Origin of the sequence: Pseudomonas algeriensis, from assembly GCF_048847255.1 — a bacterium.
In the GTDB taxonomy this organism is placed as follows: Bacteria; Pseudomonadota; Gammaproteobacteria; order Pseudomonadales; family Pseudomonadaceae; genus Aquipseudomonas.
Map to the genome: position 1 here is coordinate 120,314 of NZ_JBKKRK010000005.1, position 16,218 is coordinate 136,531.

Here is a 16,218-nt window from a genome sequence, read left to right on the forward strand (position 1 = left end):
CAACCCCAACCGAACATCTATTCTTACTAAAGGTCAACACAGGAGAACACAGACCGGAGGGACGTTCATCGTGCATATAGCGGACATAACCATGTTCTACGCCCCCGCCAGCGGTGGCGTGCGCACTTATCTGGATGCCAAGCACCGGCGCCTGGGCAATCGGCCCGGTATCCGCCATAGCCTCTTGATTCCTGGCGCTCACCTGAGTGAGCAGGACGGAATCTATAAAGTTCCAGCCCCTCCGCTCCCCTTTGGCAAGGGTTATCGCTTCCCGCTTCGCCTGGCGCCCTGGCGTAATGTCCTGCGCGACTTGCAGCCCGATCTCATTGAAGTAGGCGATCCCTATCTCACCGCCTGGGCGGCCCTCGATGCCCGGCGCCAGCTCGATGTGCCTGTCATCGGTTTTTATCATTCAGACTTGCCGCTGCTGGTCAGCAACCGCATGGGAAGCTGGTTCACGCCCAACATCGAGGCCTACGTCAGCAAGTTGTACGGCAACTTCGACCGAGTCCTGGCCCCCAGCCAGGTCATGGCCGACAAACTGACCGGGCTGGGCGTCAAGAACGTCTATGTACAGCCCTTGGGCGTAGACCTCCAGACCTTCAACCCCGCCGCCCGCGACCCCGAATTGCGGGCGGAGCTGGGCATCGCCGAAGACGCGCGATTGCTGATCTTCGCCGGTCGCGGCTCCAAGGAAAAAAACCTGCCGGTGCTGCTCAAGTGCATGAAACGCCTGGGCGAGCGCTACCACTTGTTGTTGGTCGGTTCTTCGATGCCCGCCCTGGTGCCGGACAATGTCACCGTCATCGACGAATTCTGCCCGGCGCCCCAGGTTGCCCGGCTGATGGCCAGCGCCGACGCGCTGCTGCATGCCGGCGACCAGGAAACCTTTGGCCTGGTGATCCTCGAAGCGATGGCCAGCGGCATCCCGGTGGTAGCGGTCGCGGCCGGCGCGTTCAGCGAAATCGTCCAGGAGGACTGCGGTCTGCTGTGCACACCTGACAATCCGCAGGCCATGGCCAATGCCGTTCGACAGCTGTTCGCCGAAGGTTGCGAGCAACGTGGCGCCAGGGCTCGGCGACACGTAGAGCGTCATTACGCCTGGGATACGGTGGTCAATAGCCTGTTGGGCCATTACTACAGTGTGCTCGGCGCAGAGATGCCGCTGCTGGCCAATGGTTGAGGCGACGTCGATGGCAATGAATCCCACCCCCAGCCTGCTGTTGGTGCTCCATGACGTCGCGCCCCAGACCTGGCCCGACTACCAGCCCTTCGTTGAAGCCGTCGACGCCCTTGGCCAGGTGCCGATGACCTGGCTGGTGGTGCCGGATTTCCATCATGCCAATGCGCTGGACGATCACCCCGGCTTCAGGCGCTTGCTGGACGACCGGGTCGAGCGCGGCGATGAATTGGTCTTGCACGGTTACTACCATTGCGACGACGGCCCGCCCGCCCTTCATCCCAAGGACTTTTTCATGCGGCGGGTCTATACCCACGAAGGCGAGTTCTATGGATTGTCCGAAGAGGCCGCCCTCGCTCGCCTACGAGCCGGTATCGAAATCTTCCAGCGGTACCAATGGCCGCTCCAAGGTTTCGTCGCGCCCGCCTGGCTGATGAGCGAAGGCACCCGGCAAGCCTTGCGCCAGCTGCCTCTGAGCTACACCAGCGATACCCAACACCTTTACCGTTTGCCCGAGTTCACCCAGATCGATGCGCCGGGCCTGGTCTGGAGCGCGCGCAGCGCCTGGCGCCGGGGCCTGTCGAAAATCATCAGCGACCAGCGCGAACAGCGCTGGCGCCAGGCACCTGTGATTCGCCTGGGGCTGCACCCGGTGGACATGCGCCACGGTTTTTCCCGGGATTATTGGCTACGCACCCTGCAGCGCCTGCTTGAGGACGGACGTGTGCCGATGACCAAGGCCGGCTGGCTGGCAACCCAGGGCCTGCGGGTCAGTAACGCCGCATGAAGCGATTGATCTGGCTGGTCGCCGCCCTGCTCATCGCGCTTGTGGTGCCGATGCTGGTGGGCGGTGGGGAAATGTGGTCGCGGGTGCAGCGCTTTCCGTTGTCGCTGCTGTTGGTCATGCTCGGCATGATTGTGCTGTGCTGGGCGCTGAACTCGATGCGCCTGCGTTTGCTGCTGGGCGAGCACCGTGGGCGCATCGGCGCGGTCAAAAGCATGGGCGTGGTGATGTCCACCGAGTTCGCCATGTGCGCGACGCCCGGCGGCAGCGGCGGCCCCTTGACGCTGATGGCCCTGCTGGCGCGCAACGGCGTGCGCCCGGCCCATGGCAGCGCCGTATTCGCGATGGATCAGTTGAGCGATCTGCTGTTTTTCCTGTGTGCGTTGCTGGGCATCCTGTTTTACGCGCTGTTCCAGAACCTCAGCCAGCGCATGGAATGGATGCTAGCGTTGAGCGCGATTTCGATGTTCGGCGGCCTGGCCTGCTGCGCCCTGGTCGCGCGCTACCATCGCCGGCTGATTCTGCTGGGTGCCCGAGTGCTGCGCCACCTACGGGTGAAAACCAGCACTCGCCGGCGTTGGGGACGCAAGATCCTCAATTTCCTGGCGGCGTTCACCGATACGTTGAAGTTGCCCCGAATGACACTTTTCCAAGTGTTCGGCCTGACCTGCCTGCACTGGGCGCTGCGCTACAGCGTGCTTTATCTGGCATTGAAAGGGCTGGGGGCGGATTTGCAATGGGCGTGGAGTTTCCTGATCCAGATGCTCTCTCTGAGCGCGGGGCAGTTCAGCCTGCTGCCGGGCGGCGCCGGAGCGGCGGAGTTGACCTCGGCGGCGCTACTGGCGCCCATGGTAGGAAAATCCACCGCGGCGGCGGCGATTCTGATCTGGCGAGCGGTGACCTATTACTTCTATCTGCTGGCCGGAGGACCAGTGTTTTTCCTGATGGTCGGGCGACCATTGATCAAGAAGCTGATCAGGCTCAGGCAGGCCTGACCCGTTATTGATTGGGTTCGGAGTCGCCCTGAGGCTTGTCGTTCAGCTCGTCCCAGAGCTTCGCGGCGTCGGGAAACTCAGTGCCGTCCTCGGGGCTCAACGCGTCGGGATCGTAGCGGCTCAGGCAGCCCTCGCCCACGGTTGGCGGAGCTTTGGCGGTGGCTTTGTCTAAGGGATCGGTCATGGTCCACGCCCTCTCAAGGCTAATCGTGGCGAGGGAGCTTGCTCCCTCACCGGGTTCTGCGTTGGATCAGAATACGACGGTCTTGTTGCCGTGTACCAACACGCGGTCTTCCAGGTGATAACGCAAGCCGCGCGCGAGCACCATCTTCTCCACGTCGCGACCGAATCGCACCATGTCTTCAATGCTGTCGCTGTGGCTGACACGCACCACGTCCTGCTCGATGATCGGGCCGGCGTCCAGCTCTTCGGTCACGTAGTGGCACGTTGCGCCGATCAGTTTCACGCCGCGCATCGATGCCTGGTGGTACGGCTTCGCGCCGACGAAAGACGGCAGGAAGCTGTGGTGGATATTGATGACTTTGTGCGCGTATTCGCTGCACAGCGATGGCGGCAGGATTTGCATGTAGCGGGCCAGCACCACCACTTCAGCGTCATGCTGCTTGACCAGCCGCGAGACTTCAGCGAACGCCGGCTGCTTGTCCTGCGGATTGACGGGGACGTGGTAATAAGGAATGCCGTGCCACTCCACCATGCTGCGCAAGTCGTCATGGTTGGAAATGACGCACGCGATGTCGCAATCCAGCTCATCGCTGTGCCAGCGGTGCAGCAAGTCAGCCAGGCAATGAGACTCACGGCTGGCCATCAGCACCACGCGCTTTTTCTGCGCGGTATCGGTGATACGCCAATCCATCGAGAACTCTTCAGCAATCGGGGCGAATGCCTCGCGAAAGGCTTCGAGGCCAAAGGGCAGCGAGTCGGCGCGGATCTCGTGGCGCATGAAGAACCAGCCACTTTGGTTATCCGAGTGATGGCTCGCTTCAGTGATCCAGCCATTATGGGACGCCAGAAAGTTACTGACTTTAGCAACGATACCGACGCGGTCCGGGCAAGCGATCACCAGCCGAAAAGTGCGCATGAGGGGAACTCCAGAACTTCGCAAAAAGGCGGCCATTCTAGCCATTGCGTAGCAAAACTGCAGTATCGATCGCACACCCTGCCCGCCCGGGACCACCGAGGCGGCGCGCGACGTGGCCTGTGGCTGCGCCGCAATTGTGTGAACGGATATGAAGACAGCATCGAGTATTTATTTGCGATGCCCATTTCCATGGCACCCGCACTATTTAACTAAATAAACACGGCTTAAATGTTTACTTGATGAAACTGTCTGATTACTATTGCTTCACTGTCTCCTTGTCACCAGCGTCCTACATAAGGTAGTCCCCATGTCTCTGATCACCGAATACAACGCCACAAAACAAGCTATTGAAGAATTGCAACAACGTCTGGCCGACCTCTCCAAAGACGACAAACTGCAAAAAGAATTGGAATTCGAAGGCAAACTGCGCACGCTGATGGGCGAATACTCCAAGTCCCTGCGCGATATCATTGCCCTGCTGGATCCAGAAGCCAAATCGGGTAAAGCACCCCGCGGCGCGGTAAAAACGACCGGCACCAAACGTGCTCGTAAAGTTAAGCAATACAAAAACCCGCACAATGGCGAAGTCATCGAAACAAAAGGTGGCAACCACAAGACGTTGAAAGAGTGGAAAGCCAAGTGGGGCGGTGACGTGGTAGAAGGCTGGGCAACCCTGCTGGGCTAAGCCTCGCCAGCGGCGCCGCGCGTTAAGAGGTGAAGCCTGCAAGCAGAAACGCCAGCGATTTGCTGGCGTTTTTTTATGCCTGGGTTTTTACCCTGGCTTTCAATAGCTGCGTGGCAGTTTAGAGGCTAAAACGTTTGCGCAATTGTTGGCTGTAGCCCTGCCATTGCATCAGCACATCGCGCTGCAACGGCGAAGATTGGGCCATCCATTCTGTCATCGCCTCATCAAAATTGCTCAGCGTATTCGGCGCGCCCCATTCAGGCAAAGACAGGCGTTGCTGGCAAAAAAGTGTCCAACGCTGTTGTTCCGCTGGATCCAAGGTCTCCGGAAAGTTGCGCGCACGATATCGAAACAATAATTCCGGCAGGCGTTCATCATCGAATGGCCACTGCTGTTGGGCCAAATCAGACGGATCCGCCATGCGAACTTGTTCACATAAACGGCGATCACGATCACCGAGAAACCCTGCATATAATTGCTGCTCGGGATCTTCGCTGGCAGTGAAGTCTTCTTGCCCGTAAATAGCCTGGAGTTTGTCTTGCCAGACGTGTTGTGCGTCACTTAGCCGCAGCGCCCGCTGATGCACGCCCTCCATGTCCAGCTGCAGCCGTAGTTGGTCCTCGGCGCGCAAGACAGCCAGCGGCGCAACCACCGGGCATTTGTTGATGTGGATGAGTTTAAGGGGGACCGGCAGCTCACCGTCGAGCAAGTCTTCGCGGCGGGTATACAACCGCTGGCGCAAAAGCTGCGCGTCATGGTCAAGCAAGCCCTGGGGGTCCAGGTGTAAGTCACAGACGATCAAGGCGTTGCGGTTCTTCGGGTGCCAGGCCAGCGGCAGCACCACGCCAATGTAGTTTCGCGCCGCCGAGAAGCGCCCGGATATATGCACCATCGGCTGCAACAGGCGGATCTGGTCCATCACCTTCTGCTTGCCGCGCAACTGGAACAACCAGTCGTAGAGCCGGGGTTGTTTTTCGCGGATCAACCGGGCCAGGGCGATGGTCGCGCGCACGTCCGACAGCGCGTCATGGGCCTGGCCATGGTCGATGCCGTTGGCGGCCGTCAGGCGTTCGAGCTTGAGGGTGACGCGGCCATCCTCCTGCGGCCAGACGATGCCCTCGGGGCGCAGCGCATAGGCGGCGCGCACCACGTCGATGAGGTCCCAGCGGCTATTGCCGCCCTGCCATTCCCGAGCGTACGGATCGAAGAAATTGCGATACAGGCTGTAGCGAGTCATTTCGTCGTCGAAGCGCAAGGTGTTGTAGCCGGCACCACAGGTCCCAGGCGCAGCCAATTGCGCATGGACGCGTGTCATGAAGTCGGCTTCGCTCAAGCCCTTTTCCGCCAGGCACGCGGGCGTAATGCCGGTGATGGCGCAGGCCGCCGGGTGGGGCAGGATGTCATCGCTGGGCCGGCAATACAGGTTCACCGGCTCGGCGATTTCGTTGAGATCGAAATCGGTACGTATTCCCGCCACCTGCAAGGGGCGGTCGCACCGTGGGTTGATGCCGGTGGTTTCGTAGTCGTACCAGAAGATGGAAGTCACGGGGTGTTCCTGGGCTGAGGACTGGCGAAGTCTAGGCGTTCGTACCCTGCGCCCGCCAGCCTTCGCGCCTTTAATCCTGTTGCAGGCCATGAAATGACATACACGGCCATATCGTGCGCCCGCCCGAAGACTGATAGGCTCTGTACGAAATGTATCCGCACTCGCCCATACTGCGTTGAAACGGGGCTCGGAATGCTCATGTACTCCAGTACATTCCACTTCCTCGCCCCGTTTCGCCTTGTCTGGCCTTCGCGCGAACACATTCATACAGACCCTAGCATCTGCGCCGAGATCGAACGTTCGAACGGCCATCACAGGTTGCCCATGCTCGAGACACCAGCACTGCAAAGGAACGCGCCGCTGCCGCCGCCACTGGACACGCGTTACCAGGTCGAAACGCCCGAAGGCATCGACCTGCCACTGCGCCCGGCGGGGCTGATGCCTCGTGCGCTGGCCTTCGCCATCGACCTGGTGATACGTGGGCTGGTGCTCGGCCTGTTCTTTGTCGTCCTGGCGTTCTTCGGCGAACTGGGGATCGGCCTGGGCTCGATCCTGCTGTTCATCGTCAGCTGGTGGTACATGGTGTTGTTCGAGGTGCTGAACCAGGGCCGCTCCCCCGGCAAGCAGATCATGGGGTTGCGCGTGGTGCAGGATGATGGTCGGCCGATCGGCTGGTCTGCCTCGTTGATCCGCAACCTGCTGCGCTTCGTCGACATGCTGCCGTTCGGCTACACCTTTGGAGCGCTCTGCTGCCTGCAACATCCGACCTTCAAGCGCTTGGGCGACCTGGCCGCTGGCACGCTGGTGGTTTATCGCGAGCAACCGGTCAAGCGTCCCGAATTGCCAATGGCCCGGCCGCTACGCCCGCCCTTTGCCCTGGCCCTGGTGGAACAACGCGCCGTGCTGGGTTTCGCCGAGCGCCAGGCACAATTGTCCGACGCCAGGGTCACCGAACTGGCGGCAATCCTGGCCGCGCCATTGAAGGTGCACCCCACCGGGGCCGTGGCTGAACTCAATGGCATCGCCCGCGGCCTGTTGGGGCCGACATGAAGCAAAGCCTGTTCGAAAGCCGCCACCAAGGGGAATGGGAACACCTGTCCCGCCTGCTCGACCAACTGGAGCGCCGCCGCAATGTCCCCCAGAGCAGCGACTTTCCCCACGCCTATCGACAGCTCTGCCAACACCTGGCGCTGGCCCAGGCCCGGGGCTACAGCAGCTTGCTGGTGGACGCCTTGCAGCAACTGGCGCTGCGCGGACACCAGCAACTCTACCGGGACCGCAGCCACCCCTCGACCGGCCTGTCGACTTTTATCCTGGCCGGCTTCCCACGCCTGGTGCGCGAACAATGGCGATTCGTCCTGGCGGCGGGCCTGATGTTCATCGGCAGCCTCGTCGGCGTCGGCTTGCTGGTGTACCTGTTCCCCGAGCTGGTCTACAGCCTGCTGAGCGTCGAGGAAGTCAGCCAGATCCGCGGCATGTACGACCCGGCGGCGGGGCACCTGGGGCGCTCTATCGAGCGGGCCGCCAGCGAGGATTGGGTGATGTTCGGCTACTACATCATGCACAACATCGGGATTGCCTTTCAGACATTCGCCAGTGGTTTGCTGTTCGGCCTGGGCAGCGCGTTCTTCCTGTTCTTCAATGGCCTGACCATTGGCGCGGTGGCCGGGCACCTGACCCAGATCGGCTCGGGCGGGACGTTCTGGTCGTTCGTCATTGGCCATGGCGCTTTCGAGTTGACTGCCATCACCCTGGCCGGTGCCGCGGGCCTGCAACTGGGCTGGGCGCTGATTGCGCCGGGACGCCTCACGCGGGGCGAAGCCTTGCGACTGGCCGCCGGCAAAAGCGTGCTGATCATCGCCGGGGTAATCCTCTTCCTGCTCATTGCAGCGTTCGTCGAGGCCTATTGGTCCTCCAGCGCCGCGACACCCTCCACCAAATACACCATCGGCGCGCTACTGTGGCTGCTGGTGATCGGTTACCTGCTGTTCGCCGGGCGAGGCCAGCATGCGCCTGAGTGACGTCACGGTAGCGATCCGCCCACGCACCACCTGGGAAGCCATGGACCTCGGCGTACTGATGACCCAGCAGCACCGGCGGCTGCTGATGGCCAGCTGGGCCATCGTCACACTGCCGGTGTATGCGCTACTGACCTTGTTGCTGTGGGACTCGCCCTCCTTGGTGGTGTTTATATTCTGGTGGCTGAAACCGGCCTTCGAACGCCTGCCTCTGTACATCTTGTCCAAGGCGCTGTTTGGCGAGACGCCGACCTTGAAACAGGCCTTGCGCCAATGGCCGACGCTGCTCAAGCCACAATTGCTGGCCAGCCTGACCTGGCGCCGGCTGAGCCTGAGCCGCAGCTTCCTGATGCCCGTCGTGCAACTCGAAGGGCTCGCCGGCGAGGCACGAGAGCAGCGCTTGCGCGTGCTGCTGCAACGCAACGGCGGCGCCGCGCAATGGTTGACCATCCTCGGCGTGCACCTGGAGACCGTCTTGTGGTTCGGCCTGATGGCCCTGTTCTATCTATTCGTGCCGCAACAAGTCGAACTGGAATGGGACTGGCAAACCCTGATCGCCGTCGCCGAACACGATTGGCTGTGGCTCGAACACCTGCTCAATGTCCTCTATCCGCTGCTATTGATTGTCTGGGAGCCGATCTACGTCGCCTGCGGCTTCAGCCTCTACCTGAATCGACGCACCCTGCTGGAAGCCTGGGACATCGAGCTGGTGTTCCGCCGCCTGCGCCAACGCCTGGGCACCGTAGCGCCTGCCCTGGCGCTGCTCGCCCTGACCCTCCTGCCGCTGGCGCCACCCGCATGGGCCGATGACAACAGCAACACACCCCAGAGCCCTCGCCTGCTCAACCAACCCGTCACCAGCCAAGCCTCTCGCGAGAGCATCAAGGCGATCCTCGACGCACCCCCTTTCAAGAATCCGGAAACCGTGACGCGCTATCGATTCGGCAAAGAAGCCACCGAATCGGCCGAAACCGATGAAGCCCCCGGCTGGCTGAAATCGATGCTCAACTGGAGCGCCAAACGCTTCGAAACGATCGCTGCGCTGATCCAGGCGCTGCTCTGGGCCACGCTGGTGGGCGCGATCGTCTGGCTGGCCTGGCACTATCGTGAACGGCTCAAGGCGCTCGCCAACTACCGGCCAACGAAACGCCTGCCGGCGGAGCGCCCCGCGCCGGCACGCATGTTTGGCCTGGATATCCGCGAAGAGAGCTTGCCAAACGATGTCGCGGCCAGCGCCGAGCAGTTGTGGTCCGACGCGCCACGCGAGGCGTTGGGCCTGTTGTACCGAGCGCTGCTCAGCCGTTTGCACCATGAGTTCAACATGCCCCTCAAGCCGGCCGACACCGAAGGCCAGGTGTTGCAACGGGTTGAACAGCTCCAGCACGAACCGCTGATGGCCTTCAGCAAGCACCTGACCCTGCATTGGCAGAACATTGCCTATGGACACCGCCCTCCGCCCGCCAATCTGCAACAGCAGTTGTGCAATGGCTGGCGCGAATTGTTCGGCCCCGGAGCGTCCCGATGAGCCAGCGCACGGGGTGGGTGATCGGCGCAGTCGGTGCCGCGTTGACCTGTGCGTTGGCGGTGTACCTGTACCTCAAGGCCGTGCCCTATCAGGAAACCATCGAGCACGGCCCCTCCCCCGAAGCCCAGGCCAACCCGTACCTGGCCGCCGAACGATTCTTACGCCAGCAAGGCATCAATGTTGAACACGCCAACAGCCTGGACGTGCTGCCCACGCTCGAACCGCACCAACGCAGCCTGTTGCTGTTGGGCGAACGCAGCAACATGACGCCACGGGACGTCGACCAGTTGATGAACTGGACCCGCGCCGGCGGGCGCCTGCTGTTCGTCGCCGAGGCCTTGTGGGACGACAGCACGAACAGCAGCGGCGACCTGCTGCTGGACCGCGTGCGCCTGCGCCAACTTTTGAGCAAGGACCTCAAGGCACCGGAGCCGGAGCTGATCAAGGATCCCTACCCCGAATTGACCAAACTGTACCTGGAAGACGAAGAGGCGCCGGCCTACATCGGCTTCGACACCGACTTTCACCTCGAAGACCCGCTGAACCTCGCCCAAGCCTGGGCCAACAGCGCGGCGGCGACTCACCTGATGCAACTGAGTCACGGTCTGGGCACGATCACCGTGCTGACCGACGCCGAGCTGTGGAAGAACGACCAGATCGACCAGTACGACAACGCCTGGCTGCTCTGGTACCTGAGCGCCGATACCGACGTCACGCTGCTGTTCAATACCGACCACGACAACCTGCTGACCCTGCTGCTGCGCTACTTCCCTCAGGCCATCGTGGCGCTGCTGGCCTTGATCGCCCTTTGGCTGTGGCGGTCGGCGGTGCGCCATGGCCCGCTGCAACAACCGGCGCCCAAGGCGCGACGCCAACTGCAAGAACACCTGCAAGCCAGCGCCGCCTTCCAGTTGCGCCACAACGGCCAGCAACACCTGTTGCACAGCCTGCAACAGGACGTGCTGCGCCGGGCGCGCCAGCTTCATCCGGGTTTCGAACAACTGGTGGTCGCCGAACAATGGCAAGTGCTAGCACGTCTGACGCGCCAACCCACGCGAACCATCAGCCAGGCCCTCAGCCCCCGGCCGAAACAACGCCTGTCCAGCGCCGACTTCTGCCGTCAGGTCGGCCTTTTGCAAACCCTTAGGAATGCCTTATAAATTTATTCGCAAAAAAATCCGCAGAAATATTCAATAGCGCCTAACGTTTAGCGCGACAAAGCTAATGATAGCTGGCACTTCAATGCTGTTTTTTTTCGCAGGAATTTTCGCAGATAATGCCGAACGCAAGGCCATGTTCGTAGCTGGAAGCAAACGATGATCACCTCAAAGACATACTTGGACCCAGTACTGCCAGAAAATCTGCCCGAGTCGATCATTCAGGCGGCGGATCGGTTGCCGCGCAAAGCGGAGTTTCTCGCCGGGCGGCTGGCCGATGAGACATCGAGGCAACTGGCGAGCCTATTGCGCATCACCAACACTTATTACTCGAATCTGATCGAGGGGCATCGAACCGAGATCGCTGACCTTCAGGCTGCCCGCACGACACCGAAAAGAGAAAGAAAGGAGCTCAAAGAGCTTGCCGTGCAACACATGACGCAGCAGGAAGTGATGGAGCGGCTGCTTCGCATGCGGCCAACGAACAGCTTCTCCACCCTGTTCGATCCCAAGTTGATCGCGGCCATCCATCGTCGGCTATTCAAAAACGCCGCCACCGAGGAACTGACCCTAAGCGATGGTCGCTCGATGAAACCGGGCAAGCTGCGATCCGAAGAGAATGAACAGGTACAGGTCGGCGCACATGTCGCTCCCGCGGCTGCCGCTGTATTGCCCATGCTTGAGCATCTGCAGTTGCACTACGGACGAATCAAGGATCCGCGGCGCCAATTGATCGCGGCCTTGGCGGGCCATCACCGGGTGGCGCTTGTTCACCCATTCCTTGACGGTAATGGTCGAGTGATTCGAATGCTCACCCACCTGCAACTTGTTCACCTCGGGCTGAGACCTTTCCTCTGGTCACTGTCTCGTGGCCTGGCCCGCCGGCAGGATGAGTACTATCGCTTACTGGCCTTGGCTGATCGCGCTCGCGAAGGTGATTATGACGGGCGTGGCCAACTCTCACAGCGTCACTACTTCAACTTCATCGAATTCATGCTCGATGTCTGCCATGACCAGATCGAGTACATGACCTCCTCGCTAGACCCGGCCAAGCTGCGCGAGCAGGTTGTTCATGTGTTCTCAACGGATCCTGACCTTCGCCGTGCTGGCATCCGGCCCACCAGTGCAGCGGCCGTGTTGGCGCTTCTCACCCAAGGCGCAATGCCGCGTGCGGAGTTCAAAGTGTTTACAGGTTTGAAGGATCGGCTCGCAACCGAAGAGCTGAGCCGCTTGATCGATGCGGGGATCGTCGTCAGCAGTACCCCCCGGTCGCGAACGGTGGAAGTAGGTTTGCCCGCACGCTTTGCCGGATTGATCTTTCCAAACCTGCATTTTCAGATGGGCTAAGGTGTGCCAGCGACTCAGTTGTCAGCGCCCGGCACTGCAAAGCGCGCAAGCATCAAATCATGTCGCTGCATCAATGCCATGAGTCATAGGATCTAACCGTTAGGAGAACGCCAGAATTGACGACTGAACAGAACGAGCCCTCAGACAACCAGGCCCACGCCGCCCAGCAACGCCAGCGCGCCAGTCAACTGGCCCAGGCGATCCGCACCGAGCTGCGCAAGGCCGTGGTCGGCCAGGCAGCCGTGATCGATGATGTGCTCACGGCGCTGATCGCCGGCGGTCATGTCCTGCTCGAAGGCGTTCCCGGGCTGGGCAAGACGTTGCTGGTGCGCGCCCTGGCCCGCTGTTTTGGCGGGGAGTTCGCGCGTATCCAGTTCACCCCGGACTTGATGCCCAGCGACGTCACCGGCCATGCGGTGTACGACCTGCAGAGCGAGCAGTTCAAGTTGCGCAAGGGGCCGGTGTTCACCCACCTGCTGCTCGCCGACGAGATCAACCGCGCGCCGGCCAAGACCCAGGCGGCGTTGCTCGAAGCCATGCAGGAGCGCCAGGTCACCCTCGAAGGCCGCGCGCTGCCGATCGCCCAGCCATTCATGGTGCTCGCGACCCAGAACCCGATCGAACAGGAAGGCACCTACCCGTTGCCGGAGGCCGAGCTCGACCGTTTCATGCTCAAGGTGCGCATGGACTACCCCGACGCCGATCAGGAATTGAACATGGTGCGCCAGGTCAGCCGCTCGACCCGCGCCGACATGCTCGACGTTCAGCCGTTGCGCACGGTGTTGCAAGCCAAGGACGTGCAAGCGTTGCAACGCATCGCCAGCGAGCTGCCGATGGACGACCAGGTGCTCGACTACGCCGTGCGCCTGGCCCGCGCCACCCGCACCTGGCCGGGCCTGACCCTGGGGGCCGGGCCTCGGGCTTCGATTGCCCTGGTGCGTTGCGCCCGCGCGCGCGCGATGTTGCGCGGCGGCGAATTCGCGGTGCCGGACGACATCAAGGGCTGCGCCCTGGCCGTGCTGCGCCACCGCGTACGGCTGGCGCCGGAGCTGGACATCGAAGGGCTTTCGGTGGACCAGGTGCTGGGGCAGTTGCTCGATCAAGTGTCGGCGCCAAGGTTGTGAATTTCTCTCGGACCGAAGTGCTCTGCGTGGCGAGGGAGCTTGCTCCCGCTGGAGGCGCAGCCTCCCCTTGCGGTGTGTCAGTCAAATCCAGGAGGCCGCTTCGCAGCCCAGCGGGAGCAAGCTCCCTCGCTACGGGAAATTCGCGACCATGAAACCCTCCCGCCTGCTGCTCGCCTGGCTCGCGATCCTGCTGACCGTCGGCATTGTGCTGGGGGCATTGCGCGCGCTGGGCATCGCGGTGCCCTCGACTTTGCTGTCGATCCACTGGGGCTTGCTGTTGGCGCTGCTGGCCCTGTCGATACTCGACGCGGTGCGCGTCCGGCGCCTGCCCTCGCCCGGAGTCCAACGCCATTTGCCCGGCAGCCTGGCCCTGGGCCGATGGAGCGAAGTGCGCCTGGGCATCCGCCACGACCTGCCCCAGCCATTGGAAATCGAGATTTTCGATCACGTGCCCAATGGCCTGGACTTCGAACTACTGCCTGTTTCAGCACAACTACAACCCGGCCAGCTCACCCAGCTCGGCTACCGCGTCCGCCCGCTCAAGCGCGGGCACTTCACCTTCGAACATTGCGAAATCAACCTGCCCAGCCCAATGGGCCTGTGGAGCGACAAACGCCTGATCGACGCGCTCGACAGCACCCGCGTCTACCCGGACTTCGCCCGTCTGTACGACGGCGAACTGCTGGCGGTGGACAACTGGCTCAGCCAGCTCGGCATCCGCCAGCGGCAACGCCGCGGCCAAGGCCAGGAATTCCATCAATTGCGCGAATTCCGCGAAGGCGACAGCCTGCGCCAGATCGACTGGAAAGCCACCGCCCGCCACCGCACGCCCATCGCCCGGGAATACGAAGACGAACGCGACCAGCAAATCATCTTCATGCTCGACTGCGGCCGGCGCATGCGCAGCCAGGACGGCGAGTTGTCGCATTTCGACCACGCCCTCAACGCCTGCCTGCTGCTCAGCTACACCGCCCTGCGCCAGGGCGATGCGGTGGGTCTGAGCACTTTTGCCAGCGAACAGCCGCGCTACCTCGCCCCGGTCAAGGGCACCGATCAACTCAACGTGTTGCTCAACAGCGTCTACGACCTGGACAGCACCCAACACCCCGCCGACTACCAGGCCGCCGTCACCCAACTGCTCGCCCGGCAGAAACGCCGGGCTCTGGTAGTGCTGGTGACCAACCTGCGGGACGAGGACGACGAAGAACTGCTGGCCGCCGTCAAACGCCTGGGCCAACGCCATCGCGTGCTGGTGGCAAGCCTGCGCGAAGAAGCCCTCGACCGCCTGCGCCAAGCGCCGGTGCACACCGTGTCTGACGCGCTGGCTTATTGCGGGACGGTGGAATATTTGAGTGCGCGGGCGACGTTGCATGAACGGTTGAGTGCCCATGGGATGGCGGTGTTGCAAGCTCGGCCCGGAGAGTTGGGGGCCGAGCTGGTGACGTTGTATCTGGGGTGGAAGAAGGCGGGGAATTTGTAATGGTTAGACGACGCTTCCGTCGTATCGGTTGGTGATTGAAAGGTGCTGTCGGTCTGTAGAAACCTTGACCCTATACAAGCCTGAACTATCAGTACTACCACTACTACCGAAGGCGTTATTAACCAGGACGCCGGCTACGGGTGTACGTAAATGTGCGGACGTGGCAACAATAGACTCCATCCAGAAGGAGCCTCCAACCGGTGCGGGAAATGGACCTTCCCGCTCATGTACTGTCGTCACCAGGTTGTGGGCTAGAGCCATCGTTATCGGGGCTGTGATGATGCCCGTCTCCATCACTTGGACTTGCAAGGAAAAATCGCTGTTCAAAGTCGTGTTGGCGAAGTCCAGTTCCCAGGTGACCCCTTCCGGCCTCAACAATTGGGTACTCTCCAATGAAGGCCTGATCTCCACACCGAGACTCTCAGCGGTCGCGCCTTCCCACATCAGCCGGACATGCTCATCCATGGGTGAACCGGAGGCTGCCGGGCGTACGGTAATGGTGTGCGTTGCGCCATGACAGGGGTAGACATGGCTTGGCCCCGACGGCAACGCGAACTGGTCGAACTTCACCTCCAGCTCGGTCGTCCCCCCCGCCGCCAATGACATCACGTTCATCGGCGAGTGCTTGAGGATCCTCGGAGACGCCAATTTCAACCCAAAGGCGCCGCCCTTCTGGCCGGTAAAATTGAAGCTCCATTCCAACTCTCCGTTGGCGGGAAGGGGTCGATAGATGCCCAGTTCCGGCGTTACCGTCACCCCCAACTCCGTTACGGAAGAATAGCCGGTCAAACCGAGGCAAAATTCACGGCCCTTCAAAGGCCCCTCTGGGTCGGCCTTGAACTTGACGGTGTGGCTTTGAGATATCCGCGGGAAGCCCGCTGTTTTACCCCATTCTTCGGCCTCCCCACCATCGAATTGAAACATCGCACCGCCCCAGAATCCCGCTGCCAGCACGTTGAGGTGGAATGTATGGGTCGGCCCGTCCTCAAGCCCGTCCAAACTTGCAACAACTTCCTTATCGCCCTCGTCGTTGGCGGTGTAAGTGTAGTTTGCCCAACCTTCACCATTGGTCTTGATCGATATGGGCTCCTGCCCAGCCGGCGCGAAGAGGACGGCGACCTCCGCAGCTGCCACGCGATCCGGAGACCTGACGACCTTGAGTGCCAAGGGAACGCTTTCCCCCGAGACTGGATCGAACGTGGCCTCGCGCACTTCCTCGATCAGCAGGGTGTCCAAGGTTGAATCCTTATCGTTGAGCATGAGAAAACTCCTTCGCAC

General features: G+C 61.6%; 15 protein-coding genes. 11 read left to right on the forward strand and 4 right to left on the reverse strand.

All coding sequences use genetic code 11. The features are described from left to right. Positions 1-70: 70 nt before the first annotated feature. The 3 genes from gpgS to gpgF are packed head-to-tail and all read left to right on the forward strand — an operon-like array spanning position 71 to position 2,959. Positions 71-1,183: an N-acetylglucosaminyl phosphatidylglycerol synthase gene (gene gpgS / locus ACLK1G_RS09915; RefSeq protein ID WP_489685929.1), complete on the forward strand. Its 1,113-nt coding sequence runs from the start codon at positions 71-73 to the stop codon at positions 1,181-1,183. A 10-nt stretch (positions 1,184-1,193) separates the two neighbouring features. Continuing rightward, complete coding sequence (gpgD, locus tag ACLK1G_RS09920; RefSeq protein WP_420765273.1) at positions 1,194-1,967, forward strand: N-acetylglucosaminyl phosphatidylglycerol deacetylase; 774 nt, start codon at positions 1,194-1,196, stop codon at positions 1,965-1,967. Beyond that, positions 1,964-2,959, forward strand: coding sequence for a glucosaminyl phosphatidylglycerol flippase (gene gpgF / locus ACLK1G_RS09925; protein WP_420765274.1), 996 nt, complete (start codon positions 1,964-1,966; stop codon positions 2,957-2,959). Before gpgD ends, gpgF begins: the two co-directional genes overlap by 4 nt. Positions 2,960-2,963: 4 nt before the next feature. Here the strand turns inward: gpgF and ACLK1G_RS09930 are convergent, their stop codons facing one another. After that, the gene (locus ACLK1G_RS09930; RefSeq protein WP_420765275.1) at positions 2,964-3,143 is read right to left on the reverse strand and encodes a hypothetical protein; all 180 of its coding nucleotides are present in this window, start codon (positions 3,141-3,143) and stop codon (positions 2,964-2,966) included. A 66-nt stretch (positions 3,144-3,209) separates the two neighbouring features. Then, the gene (purU, locus tag ACLK1G_RS09935) at positions 3,210-4,058 is read right to left on the reverse strand and encodes a formyltetrahydrofolate deformylase (RefSeq protein ID WP_420765276.1); all 849 of its coding nucleotides are present in this window, start codon (positions 4,056-4,058) and stop codon (positions 3,210-3,212) included. Positions 4,059-4,365: 307 nt separating this feature from the next. Between purU and mvaT the strand changes: the two genes are divergently transcribed. Beyond that, positions 4,366-4,743, forward strand: a complete 378-nt coding sequence (mvaT, locus tag ACLK1G_RS09940; protein ID WP_420765277.1) for a histone-like nucleoid-structuring protein MvaT — start codon at positions 4,366-4,368, stop codon at positions 4,741-4,743. A gap of 118 nt (positions 4,744-4,861) precedes the next feature. Here the strand turns inward: mvaT and sbcB are convergent, their stop codons facing one another. Further along, positions 4,862-6,289 carry an exodeoxyribonuclease I gene (gene sbcB / locus ACLK1G_RS09945; RefSeq protein ID WP_420765278.1) on the reverse strand — a complete coding sequence of 476 codons (1,428 nt, stop codon included), beginning with the start codon at positions 6,287-6,289 and terminating at the stop codon, positions 4,862-4,864. A gap of 324 nt (positions 6,290-6,613) precedes the next feature. Here sbcB and ACLK1G_RS09950 point away from each other — a divergent pair, with 324 nt between their 5' ends. The 7 genes from ACLK1G_RS09950 to ACLK1G_RS09980 all read left to right on the forward strand — a co-directional run bounded on the left by ACLK1G_RS09950 (position 6,614) and on the right by ACLK1G_RS09980 (position 14,940). Beyond that, complete coding sequence (locus ACLK1G_RS09950) at positions 6,614-7,339, forward strand: RDD family protein (RefSeq protein ID WP_420765279.1); 726 nt, start codon at positions 6,614-6,616, stop codon at positions 7,337-7,339. Next, positions 7,336-8,310, forward strand: a complete 975-nt coding sequence (locus ACLK1G_RS09955) for a stage II sporulation protein M (protein WP_420765280.1) — start codon at positions 7,336-7,338, stop codon at positions 8,308-8,310. Before ACLK1G_RS09950 ends, ACLK1G_RS09955 begins: the two co-directional genes overlap by 4 nt. Then, positions 8,297-9,832, forward strand: coding sequence for a DUF4129 domain-containing protein (locus ACLK1G_RS09960; RefSeq protein ID WP_420765281.1), 1,536 nt, complete (start codon positions 8,297-8,299; stop codon positions 9,830-9,832). Before ACLK1G_RS09955 ends, ACLK1G_RS09960 begins: the two co-directional genes overlap by 14 nt. Next, positions 9,829-10,992 (forward strand): DUF4350 domain-containing protein, encoded by a 1,164-nt coding sequence (locus ACLK1G_RS09965; RefSeq protein ID WP_420765282.1) that lies wholly within the window; start codon positions 9,829-9,831, stop codon positions 10,990-10,992. Before ACLK1G_RS09960 ends, ACLK1G_RS09965 begins: the two co-directional genes overlap by 4 nt. Before the next feature lie 156 nt (positions 10,993-11,148). Further along, positions 11,149-12,336 carry a Fic family protein gene (locus tag ACLK1G_RS09970; protein WP_420765283.1) on the forward strand — a complete coding sequence of 396 codons (1,188 nt, stop codon included), beginning with the start codon at positions 11,149-11,151 and terminating at the stop codon, positions 12,334-12,336. A gap of 116 nt (positions 12,337-12,452) precedes the next feature. Next, on the forward strand, positions 12,453-13,460 hold the full coding sequence (locus tag ACLK1G_RS09975) for an AAA family ATPase (RefSeq protein ID WP_420765284.1): 1,008 nt from the start codon (positions 12,453-12,455) through the stop codon (positions 13,458-13,460). Positions 13,461-13,608: 148 nt separating this feature from the next. Next, a complete protein-coding gene (locus tag ACLK1G_RS09980; RefSeq protein ID WP_420765285.1) occupies positions 13,609-14,940 on the forward strand; it encodes a DUF58 domain-containing protein in 1,332 nt (443 codons plus the stop codon). Positions 14,941-14,943: 3 nt separating this feature from the next. Here ACLK1G_RS09980 and ACLK1G_RS09985 read toward each other — a convergent pair whose 3' ends face one another. Next, positions 14,944-16,200, reverse strand: coding sequence for a hypothetical protein (locus ACLK1G_RS09985; protein WP_420765286.1), 1,257 nt, complete (start codon positions 16,198-16,200; stop codon positions 14,944-14,946). Positions 16,201-16,218: the final 18 nt, after the last annotated feature.

Coding starts and splice junctions, on each gene's coding strand:
- gpgD (WP_420765273.1), top strand. CDS start 1,194: ATGGCAATGAATCCCACCCCCAGCCTGCTGTTGGTGCTCCATGACGTC.
- gpgF (WP_420765274.1), top strand. CDS start 1,964: ATGAAGCGATTGATCTGGCTGGTCGCCGCCCTGCTCATCGCGCTTGTG.
- ACLK1G_RS09930 (WP_420765275.1), bottom strand. CDS start 3,143: ATGACCGATCCCTTAGACAAAGCCACCGCCAAAGCTCCGCCAACCGTG.
- purU (WP_420765276.1), bottom strand. CDS start 4,058: ATGCGCACTTTTCGGCTGGTGATCGCTTGCCCGGACCGCGTCGGTATC.
- mvaT (WP_420765277.1), top strand. CDS start 4,366: ATGTCTCTGATCACCGAATACAACGCCACAAAACAAGCTATTGAAGAA.
- ACLK1G_RS09950 (WP_420765279.1), top strand. CDS start 6,614: ATGCTCGAGACACCAGCACTGCAAAGGAACGCGCCGCTGCCGCCGCCA.
- ACLK1G_RS09955 (WP_420765280.1), top strand. CDS start 7,336: ATGAAGCAAAGCCTGTTCGAAAGCCGCCACCAAGGGGAATGGGAACAC.
- ACLK1G_RS09960 (WP_420765281.1), top strand. CDS start 8,297: ATGCGCCTGAGTGACGTCACGGTAGCGATCCGCCCACGCACCACCTGG.
- ACLK1G_RS09965 (WP_420765282.1), top strand. CDS start 9,829: ATGAGCCAGCGCACGGGGTGGGTGATCGGCGCAGTCGGTGCCGCGTTG.
- ACLK1G_RS09970 (WP_420765283.1), top strand. CDS start 11,149: ATGATCACCTCAAAGACATACTTGGACCCAGTACTGCCAGAAAATCTG.
- ACLK1G_RS09980 (WP_420765285.1), top strand. CDS start 13,609: ATGAAACCCTCCCGCCTGCTGCTCGCCTGGCTCGCGATCCTGCTGACC.
- ACLK1G_RS09985 (WP_420765286.1), bottom strand. CDS start 16,200: ATGCTCAACGATAAGGATTCAACCTTGGACACCCTGCTGATCGAGGAA.